The sequence below is a fragment of the Undibacterium sp. Ji49W genome, from assembly GCF_049340205.1.
Lineage (GTDB): Bacteria > Pseudomonadota > Gammaproteobacteria > Burkholderiales > Burkholderiaceae_D > Undibacterium.
This window is the reverse complement of sequence record NZ_JBMPOW010000002.1, coordinates 168506-182230: the sequence shown is the minus strand read 5'-3', so window position 1 is coordinate 182230 and position 13725 is coordinate 168506. Positions and strand designations below refer to the sequence as shown.

Below are 13725 nucleotides of genomic sequence, written 5' to 3'. Positions count from 1 at the left end.
AGGCTATATGGGTCCCATCATCACTGAAGTAGCGCAATTTGCCGAGTTGCCTGGTCATCTGCGCCAGGGTGGCGGTTCTGTGCCCGGTGGACTATTCAGCCGCATCGCATGGCGTCAGTTTGGCGTGCAGCTGTTCCGGAAATTATTGCCATGGGCCCTGCCACTGATCCTGATACTGGTGTGGCAGATAGCCGCCCAGACAGGGTATCTGTCCAGCCGCATTTTGCCAGAACCGCTGGCCGTGGCGCGGGCCTTCTGGACCCTGGGTGTATCTGGGGAAATCTGGACCCATGCAAAGACCAGCTTGTGGCGCGCGATTTCCGGCTTTATTGTCGGTGGCGGTTTGGGCTTGTTGCTGGGTTTGCTGACAGGCAGTTTCCGGTTTGCCGAAACCCTGCTTGATACCACGCTGCAAATGATCAGAAATATTCCGGCGCTGGCGCTGATACCGCTGGTGATCTTGTGGTTTGGTATTGATGAATCGGCAAAATTGTTCCTGGTGTCGGTTGGTGTTTTTTTCCCAGTGTACCTGAATACTTTCCATGGTATCCGCACGGTTGATAAGGGCTTGATAGAAATGGCGCAAAGTTATGGTCTGTCAGGCTGGGCTTTGTACCGCGACGTGATACTGCCCGGAGCATTGCCATCGATACTGGTAGGGGTACGTTTTTCGCTGGGCCTGGTGTGGGTATTGCTGATCGTCGCCGAAACCATTTCGGCACAGGCTGGCATAGGTTACATGACCATGAACGCCCGTGAATTTTTACAAACCGATGTGGTACTGGTAGGGATATTGCTGTACGCCTTGCTGGGTAAGCTGGCAGATGTCTTGTCGCGGGCGCTTGAACATTACTGCTTGCGCTGGCATCCGTCGTATCAAAGGAGGGTATAAGCATGCATCAGTTTCCTGAATTTCCATTAAGTGCCGTGGCAGAAATCGCAGCCCTGCGTGAAGAGCTGGATGGCGGCTGGGAAACCACCGCCGCCGGTGAGTGGGGTAGTGCCGCCAATGAGCAGACTGAAGCCGGACGTGGTGCATCACTGGATTTGCGTGTTATACAAAAGTCGTATCAGGGACGGCAGGTATTGAAATCACTGAACCTGCAAGTGCAGGCTGGTGAGTTTGTCGCCGTGATCGGTCGCAGCGGGTGTGGCAAAAGCACGCTACTGCGCCTGATCGGAGGTTTGGAACAGGCCGATAGCGGTAGCCTGGAATTCAATGCTGATCAGACCCGGAGGCAAGCCGGCAAAAAACCGGATACCCGTGTGATGTTTCAGGATTCACGCCTGCTGCCATGGAAAACTGTGATTGATAACGTGGCGCTTGGACTTGGCAGTGATCAGTCCAAAGCCCGTCAGGCCTTGCAGAAAGTAGCGCTGGCAGAGCGCGCTGATGAGTGGCCATCTGTCCTGTCAGGTGGCCAGCGTCAGCGCGTTGCGCTGGCAAGAGCATTGGTACACGAACCAGCCCTGTTATTGCTGGACGAACCTTTGGGCGCGCTGGATGCGCTGACCCGCATAGAAATGCAGAACCTGATCGAAAGCCTGTGGCAGCAACGCGGCTTCACTGCCGTGCTGGTGACGCATGATGTACAGGAGGCGATTGCCCTGGCTGACCGTGTGATCTTGATAGAAGATGGTCAGATCACCCTGGACAGCAGGATTGATTCACCCAGACCGCGTTCACGCGGCAACCCCAAATTTGCCGAACTGGAAGAAAGCATCTTAAGGCGGGTATTGCAGAAACCCTCACCAGAACTGGATACAGAACTGGGTGATGTTTCACTGTTAAGAACCGTGAGCCAGGTCGCATGGGCGATTTAGAAGGCTGCTGTACATGTATTACCGCATTGCAGGCAGCCTTATATTTTAATTTCCATTTTAATTTTCATTCAAGTTTTCAAAAGGAAGCATCATGAGCATACAAGCCATCAACGTCCGCAATCAATTTCGCGGCAAAATCAAAACCATCATTGAAGGTCCGGTGGTATCCGAGGTGGATGTAGAGACGCCGGCTGGTATCGTAACTTCGGTGATCACTACCCGTTCCATCAAGGATCTGAATCTGGTCATTGGTTCTGAAGTGGTGGCACTGGTCAAGGCAACCGAAGTATCGATTGCAAAATTATAGAAACACCACTGTCTTCGAAGAGGTCTGCATGCACTATCCCGCATTGCAAAACTATCTGAGCCGCCTGCAAAGTACGCTGGCCACCACCAATCTCTGGCTGGATGAACAGGGACGTGCCCGTGGACGGTATTTTAATTCCACCCTGACCAGCGCCTTCCAGGCGATACGTTCAGGAGATGACGGGCGTGTTGTGGCCTATGAAGCCTATGCACGCAGTTATGCCAGCGATGACCAGGGACTGAATATCTGGAAGTTGCTGGAAAACGCCGCCAATGATGATGAATCGGTAGAACTGGACCGCTTGTGCCGTCTGCTGCATACCCTGAACTTCTACCGCCAGCCCGAAAGTGCACAACTGGACTTGTACCTGAGTGTGCACAGCCGGCTGCTGGCCGCGGTGGAGGGAAATCACGGTATGGCTTTTCGCCGCATTCTGGATGTGCTGGAGTTACCACATCACCACGTCATCCTGCAATTGCCGCAGATTACGCCCAGCCAGCGCTGGGTGTTGACCCATGTGGCAGAAAATTATCGCCGCAATGGTTTTCGTATCGGCCTGCATGCTGCCAGCCTGGAGCAGGCCAGTGATTTGCTGGACCGCATACGGCCCGACTCCATCAAGGTGGATATCAGTCTGGCCAATGATGCGCAGGCACAGGTTCGTTTGCTGGAACAGGCCGACCGTGGTAATTGCCATGTGATTTTCCGCCGTATCGAAAATCAAAAAAGGCTACAGGCCTTGCGTGAAGGCAATCAGACCGCCAGCCCTTACCTGATACAGGGCTTTCTGTTTGACTTGCCAAAAGCCGGGTTGTTAAGCAGAGCAGAACACCAGCAGACAGTGTTGTTTGAAGATGCTGTCAAATTTGCATGATATCTAATATCCGCTTGATTTATTGCTAAATAAATATCAAAAATAGATAAAAACGAGATAAAAAGCTGGATTTATCTGTTCTATATGCGAAAAACAAATTTAGGAATAAGAAAAAATTCGTTTTCTATATAACTAAAAACTGCCAATATTACTCATCAATAGTCGTATCTGTAATAAGGGCTGCATATGGCAAGGTTTTTTGGCAATAATCCACAAGTCAGGCGTGTTATCCCGGGATTTCATCTTTCCCTGGGATTTACCCTGTTTTATCTGGGGCTGATCGTACTGATACCGCTGTCGGCGGTATTTTTGAAGACCTTTACCATGACCTGGGAGGCTTTCTGGAATACCGTCACTTCTGAGCGCGTTATCGCTTCCTACAAGCTGACTTTTGGTGCTTCCTTGCTGGGGGCGTTGATCAATGTGTTCTTCGGCGGCATTGTTGCCTGGGTGCTGGTGCGCTATAAATTTCCCGGTAAAAAGCTGATAGACGCCCTGGTCGACCTGCCATTTGCCTTGCCGACTGCGGTCGCCGGTATCACCCTGGCAACCCTGTATGCACCGAATGGCTGGATAGGCAAACTACTGGTACCGCTGGGTATCAAGGTGGCCTACACGCCGCTGGGGGTGCTGGTTGCTCTGACCTTTATCGGCCTGCCTTTTGTGGTGCGTACCGTACAACCCGTGCTGGAAGAGGCTGAAAAAGAACTGGAAGAAGCCGCCGTCAGCCTGGGGGCCAGTCATTTCCAGACTTTTGCACGGGTCATCTTCCCCAGTATCCTGCCCGCCTTGCTGACCGGCTTTGCATTGGCGTTTGCGCGTGCTACCGGTGAATACGGTTCTGTCATTTTTATCGCCGGCAATATGCCCATGGTTTCTGAAATCACTCCTCTGTTCATGATTACCAAACTCGAACAATACGATTACGCTGGTGCAACCGCGATTGCTGTGGTGATGCTGTTGCTGTCTTTCAGCCTCTTGCTGTCGATTAATGCCTTGCAGGCCTGGACCCGCAGCCGACAAAACGCAGGGAGAGAATAATGACTGCCATTACCATCAATGCACCTGTGGCAGCGCGCCGGCACGAGCCCGTCATCACTCCTGCCGCCACCATAGAACCTTTGTGGGTGCGCATCGTTTTATCCCTGACTGCGCTGGCTTTCCTGACGCTGTTCCTGTTCGTGCCACTGGCAGCGGTGTTTGCTGAAGCACTGAAAAAAGGCTGGCAAGTATACCTGGCTGCTATCGTCGAGCCAGATGCCTTGTCTGCTGTGAAACTGACCCTGATTGCGGCTGGTATCGCTGTGCCGCTGAATCTGGTGTTTGGCGTGGCGGCTGCGTGGACTATCGCCAAATTTGAATTCCGCGGCAAGAATGTCTTGCTGACGCTGATTGATCTGCCGTTTTCGGTATCGCCTGTCATTTCTGGCTTGATCTATGTATTGCTGTTTGGTGCCCAGGGCTGGTTTGGCGAATGGTTGCGTGATCATGAAATCAAGATTCTGTTTGCCGTGCCGGGCATTGTACTGGCGACGATCTTCGTCACCTTTCCCTTTGTCGCACGTGAACTGATTCCCCTGATGCAGGCGCAGGGCAGTGAAGAGGAAGAAGCGGCACTGGTGCTGGGGGCATCCGGCTGGAAGACTTTCTGGTATGTGACCCTGCCGAATATCAAATGGGGTTTGCTGTACGGGGTGATCTTGTGTAATGCCCGTGCCATGGGTGAATTCGGTGCGGTGTCGGTGGTATCCGGCCATATCCGCGGCGAGACCAATACCATGCCGCTGCAAGTCGAGATTTTATATAACGAGTACAACTTCACTGCTGCCTTTGCGGTCGCTTCGCTGCTGACTTTGCTGGCTTTGCTGACGCTGGCACTCAAATCATTAGTCGAATGGCGTACCAGTGAAAACCGCCAGTTACCACAGGAATAAAGAGAAATAAGGGAGTTCACCGTGAGTATCGCTGTTAATCAATTACAAAAACGCTTTGGCAATTTCACTGCGCTGGACAAGGTATCGCTGGATTTTCCGAATGGCGAACTGACAGCCTTGCTGGGGCCATCGGGTTGTGGCAAAACCACGTTGCTGCGTATCATCGCCGGGCTGGAATATGCCGATAGCGGCCAGGTCTTGCTGGATGGTCAGGATGCGTCGGCCCAGCATGTGCGCGAACGGCAGGTGGGTTTCGTATTTCAGCACTATGCGCTGTTCAAGCATATGACCATTTTTGAAAATATCGCTTTTGGCCTGCGTGTCAAACCGCGCCATCTGCGCCCGAAGGAAAGCGAGATCAAGGAAAAGGTCACCAAACTGCTGGAACTGGTGCAACTCGACTGGCTGGCTGATCGTTACCCACCGCAATTGTCTGGTGGCCAACGTCAGCGTATTGCGCTGGCCCGTGCGCTGGCAGTGGAACCACGCGTACTGTTGCTGGATGAACCTTTCGGTGCGCTGGATGCCAAGGTGCGCAAGGAATTGCGTCGCTGGCTGCGCCGTCTGCATGATGAATTGCATGTGACCAGTATCTTCGTCACCCATGATCAGGAAGAAGCGCTAGAAGTGGCCGACAAGATCGTGCTTATGAACCACGGCAAGGTTGAACAGGTTGGTGCGCCGGCTGAGGTGTATCACCATCCAGCTACGCCTTTCGTGTACGGCTTCCTTGGTAATGTGAATCTGTTCCGTGGCCGTATCCATGAAGGCATACTGGATGCTGATGGCGTACCGTTTGAAGCGCCGGGTCATGCCGATACGCGCGATGCTTTCGGCACCGGATATGTGCGACCGCATGAGCTGGAAATTGATCGTTATTCACCCGGCGCTGCCGGGCTGGTGGTGCAATTGCGCCGCGTGCACAGCATAGGCCCACTGGCACAGCTGGAGCTGGAACGGGATGACAACGGTGAACTGGTGGAAGCCATGATTTCCACCGAACGGTATGAACAACTGAAACTCAAAGTCGGTGAAGCATTGGTAGTGCGCCCCAAGCGTCTGCATGTGTTTGTCGACGCACAATAATAGAACTTACGCAAAATCGCCACAGCTGCGTTGTAGCTCCGGCATGTAGCAAGACCCGGTACTGTTCGTACTGTCTTCGTCGCTACGGTGAAGTCGGGAATTCAGACAACATGTTGTCTGCCGACGTAACGAACATCCCTTGCAAGGGACGTTTCCTAGAGCAACAGCCTTGCTGTGACAATTTTGCATAAGTTCACTTGATAAGGCACTTTATGAATTTCCAACAATTACGCTCCATCCGTGAAGCCTCGCGCCGTGGTTATAACCTGACGGAAGTCGCCAATGTCTTGTTCACTTCACAGCCTGGCGTCAGCCGCCAGATTCGTGAGCTGGAAGAAGAGCTGGGCGTCGATATTTTTGAACGCAACGGCAAGCGACTGACCGGTTTGACCGAACCGGGTCGCGACATCCTGCCCATCATCGAACGTCTGTTGCTGGAAGCAGAAAACCTGCGTCAGGCAGGCGAGGATTATTCAGACCAGACCAAGGGCACGCTGACCATCGCTACGACCCACACCCAGGCCCGCTATGTCTTGCCGAAAGTGGTGCAGGGTTTCCGCCAGGCTTTCCCGGATGTGCGCATTGCCCTGCAACAAAGTTCGCCTGAACATATTGCCGAATGGGTTTTGTCTGGCAAGGCGGATATCGGGATTGCAACAGAAGGTTTGTCGCAGTTCAAGGATCTGGCATCTTTCGCCTGCTATGAATGGAACCACGTGGTCGTGGTTCCAGAAAACCACCCCTTGCTGAACAAGGATGTGTTGACGCTGGAAGACCTGTCGAACTACCCGCTGATTACTTATGACGTGGGGTTTACCGGGCGCGGTCATATTGATGATGCCTTCCGTCTGGCGGGCTTGCGTACCGACATCGTGCTGACCGCCATGGATTCTGATGTGATCCAGCAATACGTGGCATTGGGTCTGGGTGTGGGGCTGGTTGCTTCGATGGCGATAGAGGTGCAGCGTGCGCATGGACTCAGGACAATTTCCGCCAGCCACTTGTTTGCGCCGAATGTGACGCGTCTTGCAGTCAGACGTGGCGCTTATCTGCGTAGCTATACTTACGAATTCATACAACAGTTTGCCCCCAATCTGGACCGCGAAGAAGTAAGGCAGGCCATCAGCGAAAATGAAATCAGTTGAGTTCGTGAACTTGCTGTAGAGCTACTTATCGGCAAAATAGGGTTTGTCGTGAAGCCGTCACATCTCTCTGGTAAAATTGGGTAAAAGATTCTAATTTTTGCTATTTTTACCAGAGGTTCGCTATGCTTTACCCTGAATTATTCAAGTCTTTGGAGCAAGTGCGCTGGAATATGGAGTCAGATATCCCCTGGGATAAATATGACGCCAGCAAACTGACGCCAGAACAGGCACAAACCATCAAGATGAATGCCATCACTGAATGGTCGGCCCTGCCTGCGACAGAAATGTTCTTGCGCGACAACCGTGGCGACAGTGATTTTTGTGCTTTCATGTCGATCTGGTTTTTTGAAGAACAAAAACACTCGCTGGTGCTGATGGAATATCTGCGCCGCTTTCATCCTGAACTGGTACCGACAGAAAAAGAACTCGACAATGTGCGTTTCGAGTTCGACCCGGCACCACCGCTGGAAACGCTGATGCTGCACTTTTGCGGCGAGATACGCCTGAATCACTGGTATCGCTGCGCGTCTGACTGGCATACTGAACCTGTCATCAAACATATCTACAAAATCATCAGCCAGGATGAAGCACGTCATGGCGGTGCTTATCTGCGTTACATGAAAAAATCCCTGGCTGAAGCAGGCGATGTGGCACGTGCGGCGTTTTCCAAAATTGGTGTTCTGATGGCATCGGCCAGACGCACTGAAAAGCCTTTGCATCCTACCAATCTGCATGTGAATCAGGCCCTGTTCCCGAACGACACCATACAGTCTCGCTTGCCTGACCCGGACTGGCTGGAACGCTGGCTGGATGGCCAGATCAAGTTTGACGGTGTGTGGGAAAAGAAAGTTGTCGACCGCATCCTGCACAATATGTCGCTGTTGTTTGAGCGTACATTTGAAACCGTGCAAGATTTGAACCGCTACCGCAAGGAAGTGGCGCAAAGGCTGGTTATTCTGCCAGGCAGCCTGCCAAGTGCTGCATAAACCTGGTGTGAGCCTGTACAATCGCCGCTGATACCAGCGGCGTTTTTGTTTATACATTCAAGACCTCTCAACACAGAGGTCTTCTCGTCAATCACCCATAACCCATCATGTCAGAATTTGAAAAGAAAATAAGTACCCGCAGCGAATTGGCTGAGCGTGTGCTTGCGTTGCCGAAACCAGTGGTCATGACGAATGGTGTGTTCGACATCCTGCATCGGGGTCATGTCAGTTATCTGGCGGATGCGCGGGTTCTGGGGGCATCGCTGGTTGTGGCGGTGAATACCGATGCTTCAGTCAAGCGTCTCGGTAAAGGCGATGATCGTCCCGTGAATACCTGTGAAGACCGCATGGCAGTGCTGGCCGCGCTGGAAGCGGTCAGCCTGGTGGTCGATTTTGATGAGGATACGGCCTTGCAGGCGGTGCTGGCCGCGCATCCGGATATCTACGTCAAAGGGGGGGACTACGATATGACGGCCATACCCGAAGGCCAGGCCGTGCTCGCGTACGGCGGGCAGGTAGCCGCAATCGAGTTTGAACACGACCGTTCCACCAGCAAATTGCTGGCCAAAGTCAGGTCAGCCGGCTGAGGCTTTTTGCTGTTGCAGCAAGCGTTCAAATTCTTCTGGTGGCAGCGGTCTGGCAAACAGGTAGCCCTGCGCAAAGTCACAGGCGGCCTGTTCCAGCAACTGGCTTTGTTGCGTTGTTTCCACACCTTCTGCGACCACTTTTAACCCCAGCTTGTGCGCCATCATGATGATGGCTTCGGACAGGGCGATATCGCTGGAATCCGGTGCCAGATTGCGGATGAAGGACTGGTCTATTTTAAGATAATCAATATCGAATTTTTTCAGATAAGACAGGGAAGAATAGCCGGTGCCAAAATCATCCAGCGCCACCTGTATGCCGGCATCGCGGAACTGCAACAGCTTGCTGGTAATCTTGTGACTGGCGTCCAGTAGCAGACCTTCGGTGATTTCCACGATGATGGCCTGACCTGGCAGGTTCTGATCTGCCAGGTGCTGTATCCAGTTCACATAGCGTTCCTGATCGCCCTGAAATTCCATTGGCGACTGGTTGACGCTGATCTGGAAGTCGGGGTGATAGTCCCGACGCCATTGCTTCACCCATTTGACGGATTCACGAAATACCAGATCGCCGATTGCCAGGATCAGGCCACTGGTTTCTGCAATCGGTATGAATTCCATGGGACTGATAAAGCCCAGTTGCGCATGCCGCCAGCGCACCAGTGCCTCGGCTTTCTGTATGTGACCAGTGTGCAGGTCAACGATGGGCTGAAAATACACTTGCAGATGTTGTTCTGCTATCGCCACCCGTAAATCATTGGTCATGCGCAGGCGCGCCAGGGCGGCAGTCTGTAGACTGGGCGTGAAATAACTGAAGCGGTTGCGCCCCTGGTCTTTGGCGGCATACATGGCCTGATCGGCGTGTTTGATCAGATCATCCAGGTTATCGGCATCACGCGGATAAATAGTGATGCCCACGCTGGCCGACAGGTAGATTTCTTCACCCGCAATCTGGAATGGGGTAGACATGGCGCGGATAATATGTTGCGCGACGATTTCGGCCCTGTCATGTTCCTGCATTTCTGGCAGTGAGACGGTGAATTCGTCCCCGCCCAGGCGAGCTACGGTATCGCTTTCGCGGACACAATCGCGCAGGCGCTGGGCGGCTTCCACCAGCAGGATGTCACCGGTGGAGTGTCCCAGCGTATCGTTGACTTCCTTGAAAAAATCCAGATCGATGAACAATACTGCCAGCGACAATTTGTGACGCTTGCTGAGTTTGATATCGTGGTCCAGTCTGTCATAAAACATGCGGCGGTTGGACAGGCCGGTCAGGGTATCGATATTTGCCTGTTGCCAGATCAGGGCTTCGGTCTTTTTCTTTTCGGTGATGTCGAGTACCGTACCAAGCATGCGCAAGGGTTGGTTTTCCTTGTCCCATTCAACGATGGCACCGACCGATAGTATCCAGCCCCAGTCGCCGCTCGCCGTTTTTTGCCTGAACTCGACGCGGTATTCTTTTGTCTTGCCTTCCAGCAGATTACGGAAGGCGCGTTCGGCCACAGCCAGATCGTCCGGATGCAAACGGGCTAGCCAGAGACTGCTGCTTTCCTGAAACCTTGCGTGGTCATAGCCCAGCATTCTGGCGTATTCGGCGCTGACGATGGCGTCACCGGTTTTTATATTCAGATCGTACAGACCCTGATGGGTAGCCGACAGCGCCATGCGCAGGCGCTCTTCACTCTCGCGCAAGGCAACTTCGGCCTGTTTTCTTTCAGAGATATCGGTGTGAGTACCGACTACCCGAGTGGGCCTACCTTCTGCGTTTCTTTCAATCACGGTGCCGCGTGTCAATATCCATTTCCAGCGCCCATCCTTGCATTGCACTCTATGTTCATTGATGTAGATGGGGACAAGTCCATCGAAATGGGCTTGCCGGTCACGCTGCATTTGCAACAGGTCGTCGGGGTGGGTACGGCGATCGAGCTCTTCCGACAGATCGGCAATGTCATCCTTGCCATAGCCGTAGATTTCCCTCAGGCGATCCGACAGGATTTCGACACCGGTTTGTGGATACCAGTCCCAGACGCCGTCGCCCGATCCTTCCAGCGCGAGTTGCCAGCGCTCTTCATGGACGTGTAATTGTTCTTCATCGCGCTTGTGCTGACTGATATCGACGATCATCGCATAGCAGCCACGCACACCACCCCCGGTGTTGAAAACGGGAAATATCTGGGCTGCAATATTCCGGCTGCCACCATGCTGGTAGGGTAGGCTCGCTTCATAGGAAATGCTGTGGCCGCTGAATGCCTGTTCTATATAGGAGCGTACATGCTCGAAGGCTTCCTTGCCGATGACATCGGCGATGTGCCTGCCAAGAACTTCAGATTTGGGCAGGCCGAACCATTCCATGTACACGGCATTGACGAACTGATAGCGGAATTCCCTGTCCAGAAAAGAAATGCACACCGGCAGGGCATCGATCAAATGCCGTAGCTGTTGCAGATTATCTCCAAATGCTTCGCTGGGAGAATTGGGCGGGTTCTGGTCTTGGTTTTCCACGTTATGTTGTTATCGGGGAATAGAGAAATGCTTTTTGCGTCGCCCAGAAATAGTATGTAATGTCGGATGCAATGTCGGATGCAATACAGGATGTAATCCATGAATGCTAAAGGATTTTCTGGTCAGTCAAGCAAATTTCCATTGTTGATGTGGTAATTTTGATCATCCGGCATTTATCTTGTTGCTGTTTTAGCTACCGCCGGCAAAACCGTTTTGTCGCCATGCCTCATACACCACCACAGCCACGGTGTTGGACAGGTTCAGGCTGCGGTTATCTGGCCGCATGGGCAGGCGTATGCGTTGTGCTGGGGGAAAGGATTCCCGCAGTTCTGGTGCCAGGCCGCGGGTTTCTGCGCCAAACACAAAATAGTCGCCCGGCTGGAAAGCCAGACTGGCAAAGGTTGACGAACCATGCGTGGTCATGGCGAACATGCGTTGCGCATCGGGTTGTTCCGCCGCCAGGAAGGCATCCCAGTTCTTATGCACTTTCATGGTGGCATAGTCGTGGTAATCGAGTCCGGCACGCTTCATCTTGCTATCGTCCAGCGGAAAGCCCAGCGGCTCGATCAGATGCAGTTGCACCCCGGTGTTGGCACACAAACGTATGATGTTGCCAGTATTTGGCGGGATTTCCGGTTCAACCAGGACGACATGAAACAAGGCATTTCCTTCATTAAAGATGGGGCGGGGTGCGGGCAAACACATAGGTGCTGACTTTGGCTGCACCGTAACGTTTCAGCATTGTAGCGATTTCATGCATGGTCATGCCAGTGGTCATGACATCATCGATGATGCCGATGTGCAAGTCCTTCACGGCATGCAGTTCATGTTCATCCAGACTGAAGGCTTGCCTTATATTGCGGGCACGGGCATCAATTGGCAGACTGCTTTGTCTGGCGGTTTCGCGGCTGCGGTGCAAAAGTCCGGTATGCAAGGGCACACCCAGTTGCCTGGATAAGGGACGTGCAATTTCCAGCGCCTGGTTGAAACCGCGTTCAGCCAGTCTTTGCGTGCCCAGCGGTACCGCACACAGATAATGAGGCAGTTCAAAAGCCGGTCTACGTAGAATGCTATCACGCAGCATCAAAGCAAACCACGGAGCAAGTGCTAACTCATGGCCAAATTTGAGTGCCAGTACCAGTTGATCCTGTGGGGCCGCATAGTCGCAGACGGCAACCGTCATGTCAAACGCTGGTGGATTGCGCAGGCAATCGCCGCAGCGCGGGCTGGCGGCGTTGGCGGGCAAGGGCAGGGCACATTGCAGGCAGCGTTCCTGCTGGCGTTCAAAATAGGCATGGCGACAGGCTGCACATACAGCCATGTCGGCTATGCTGGCCGCTTGCCGGCATAAAGCGCAACTGCCAGGCAGCAGCGCACTGAGACTATTTTTCAGGTGGTGCAACAGGGCACCGGGTAAGCCTTGCATGAGTTTATCTGTGATGAGCGGGTAAGCAATCCACCAGGCAAGCGTGTAGACTGCCAGCTTATCGCATCTCCTGTGTTGTTAAAATCATTATTTGCTTATGTTGAGTGCACCCATAGACCTGCAACTGGTTCGCCGTCTGTTTGCAAGGCCAGAAAAAATTCGTCCATCTGCCTTCCTCAGGCGTGAAATCGCCAACCGCATGCGGGAAAAGCTGGAACTGGTGAAAATCCTGCCGCAGCACCTGCTTGATGCTGGCTGTGGCGAAACCGATGATGTGGCCGAGTTGCAAAAAAATTATCCCGGCGCGCTTGCCTTCGGCGTTGATGCTTCTTTCGCGATGTTGAAGGCGGGCTTGCAAAAGCAGCAAGCAGCGATGTCTGCTGTCGGCCGTTTGCTGGCGAAGTGGACGCCGGGTGTATTGCGGCAAGACGCCGCCCAGCAATTATTGTGCGCCGATTTTGCCCGCCTGCCGCTGGCCAATGGCTCCATGGACCTGATCTGGTCCAATCTGGCCCTGCACTGGCATCCGCAACCTGATCTGGTATTTGCTGAATGGCGCCGGGTCTTGCGTACCGAAGGCTTGCTGATGTTTTCCTGTTTCGGCCCGGATACCCTGATCGAGTTGCGCCAGGCCTTTGCCGGTGTTGATGAATTGCCGCATACCATCCCCTTCGTCGACATGCATGATTTTGGTGACATGCTGGTGAATGCCGGTTTTTCCACGCCGGTCATGGACATGGAAAAAATTACGCTGACGTATACAGATGTCAATAAACTCTTGCAGGACGTGCGTGCAATTGGCGGCAACCCCTTGATGACACGTCGTCAGGGTTTGTTTGGCCGCGCGGCCTACAGCAAGCTGCTGGCGGGCCTGGAAAAACAACGCAATGCGCAGGGGCAACTGGAACTGAGTTTTGAAATTGTGTACGGACATGCTTTCCGCCCGGTATCCAGAAAAACCGCAGCAGGCGAAGCCATCATTCGCTTCGATCCGCACAAAAAAGGGCTTTAACTGATGTCAAAGAATAGGTAGAAAGCTGAATTTCCCAGAATAAAC

Annotated in this window: 14 protein-coding genes; 11 read left to right on the top strand and 3 right to left on the bottom strand. The window is 53.1% G+C overall.

Features of this window, described 5'->3' with window-relative positions; genetic code table 11:
* Nucleotides 1–7: 7 nt before the first annotated feature.
* The 10 genes from ssuC to rfaE2 all read left to right on the top strand — a co-directional run bounded on the left by ssuC (nucleotide 8) and on the right by rfaE2 (nucleotide 8743).
* Entirely contained in the window at nucleotides 8–892 is an 885-nt protein-coding gene (gene ssuC, locus ACO0LK_RS03255) for an aliphatic sulfonate ABC transporter permease SsuC (RefSeq protein WP_422972120.1), read from the top strand.
* 2 nt (nucleotides 893–894) lie between these two features.
* The gene (locus tag ACO0LK_RS03250; RefSeq protein WP_422972118.1) at nucleotides 895–1824 is read left to right on the top strand and encodes an ATP-binding cassette domain-containing protein; all 930 of its coding nucleotides are present in this window, start codon (nucleotides 895–897) and stop codon (nucleotides 1822–1824) included.
* Between the two features lie 91 nt (nucleotides 1825–1915).
* Entirely contained in the window at nucleotides 1916–2131 is a 216-nt protein-coding gene (locus tag ACO0LK_RS03245; RefSeq protein WP_186947789.1) for a TOBE domain-containing protein, read from the top strand.
* Between the two features lie 28 nt (nucleotides 2132–2159).
* Nucleotides 2160–3005: an EAL domain-containing protein gene (locus ACO0LK_RS03240; protein ID WP_422972115.1), complete on the top strand. Its 846-nt coding sequence runs from the start codon at nucleotides 2160–2162 to the stop codon at nucleotides 3003–3005.
* Between the two features lie 186 nt (nucleotides 3006–3191).
* A complete protein-coding gene (cysT, locus tag ACO0LK_RS03235; protein ID WP_422972113.1) occupies nucleotides 3192–4046 on the top strand; it encodes a sulfate ABC transporter permease subunit CysT in 855 nt (284 codons plus the stop codon).
* Entirely contained in the window at nucleotides 4046–4939 is an 894-nt protein-coding gene (gene cysW, locus ACO0LK_RS03230; protein WP_422972111.1) for a sulfate ABC transporter permease subunit CysW, read from the top strand. Before cysT ends, cysW begins: the two co-directional genes overlap by 1 nt.
* Before the next feature lie 21 nt (nucleotides 4940–4960).
* Entirely contained in the window at nucleotides 4961–6025 is a 1065-nt protein-coding gene (locus ACO0LK_RS03225) for a sulfate/molybdate ABC transporter ATP-binding protein (RefSeq protein WP_422972109.1), read from the top strand.
* A gap of 212 nt (nucleotides 6026–6237) precedes the next feature.
* Nucleotides 6238–7170 carry a CysB family HTH-type transcriptional regulator gene (locus tag ACO0LK_RS03220; protein WP_422972107.1) on the top strand — a complete coding sequence of 311 codons (933 nt, stop codon included), beginning with the start codon at nucleotides 6238–6240 and terminating at the stop codon, nucleotides 7168–7170.
* A gap of 122 nt (nucleotides 7171–7292) precedes the next feature.
* Nucleotides 7293–8156 (top strand): ferritin-like domain-containing protein, encoded by an 864-nt coding sequence (locus ACO0LK_RS03215; RefSeq protein WP_422972105.1) that lies wholly within the window; start codon nucleotides 7293–7295, stop codon nucleotides 8154–8156.
* 107 nt (nucleotides 8157–8263) lie between these two features.
* Entirely contained in the window at nucleotides 8264–8743 is a 480-nt protein-coding gene (rfaE2, locus tag ACO0LK_RS03210; RefSeq protein ID WP_422972103.1) for a D-glycero-beta-D-manno-heptose 1-phosphate adenylyltransferase, read from the top strand.
* On the opposite strand, the gene ACO0LK_RS03205 is transcribed toward rfaE2, so the two are convergent.
* From ACO0LK_RS03205 to ACO0LK_RS03195, 3 genes are all read right to left on the bottom strand, one after another.
* A complete protein-coding gene (locus tag ACO0LK_RS03205; protein ID WP_422972101.1) occupies nucleotides 8732–11242 on the bottom strand; it encodes a sensor domain-containing protein in 2511 nt (836 codons plus the stop codon). The two genes, rfaE2 and ACO0LK_RS03205, sit on opposite strands and share 12 nt — an antisense overlap.
* 189 nt (nucleotides 11243–11431) lie before the next feature.
* On the bottom strand, nucleotides 11432–11902 hold the full coding sequence (gene trmL / locus ACO0LK_RS03200) for a tRNA (uridine(34)/cytosine(34)/5-carboxymethylaminomethyluridine(34)-2'-O)-methyltransferase TrmL (RefSeq protein WP_422972099.1): 471 nt from the start codon (nucleotides 11900–11902) through the stop codon (nucleotides 11432–11434).
* 13 nt (nucleotides 11903–11915) lie between these two features.
* Nucleotides 11916–12668, bottom strand: a complete 753-nt coding sequence (locus ACO0LK_RS03195; RefSeq protein ID WP_422972097.1) for a ComF family protein — start codon at nucleotides 12666–12668, stop codon at nucleotides 11916–11918.
* A 97-nt stretch (nucleotides 12669–12765) separates the two neighbouring features.
* On the opposite strand from ACO0LK_RS03195, the gene ACO0LK_RS03190 reads away from it, so the two are divergent.
* Nucleotides 12766–13680, top strand: coding sequence for a methyltransferase domain-containing protein (locus tag ACO0LK_RS03190; RefSeq protein WP_422972095.1), 915 nt, complete (start codon nucleotides 12766–12768; stop codon nucleotides 13678–13680).
* The last annotated feature ends 45 nt before the right edge of the window (nucleotides 13681–13725 follow it).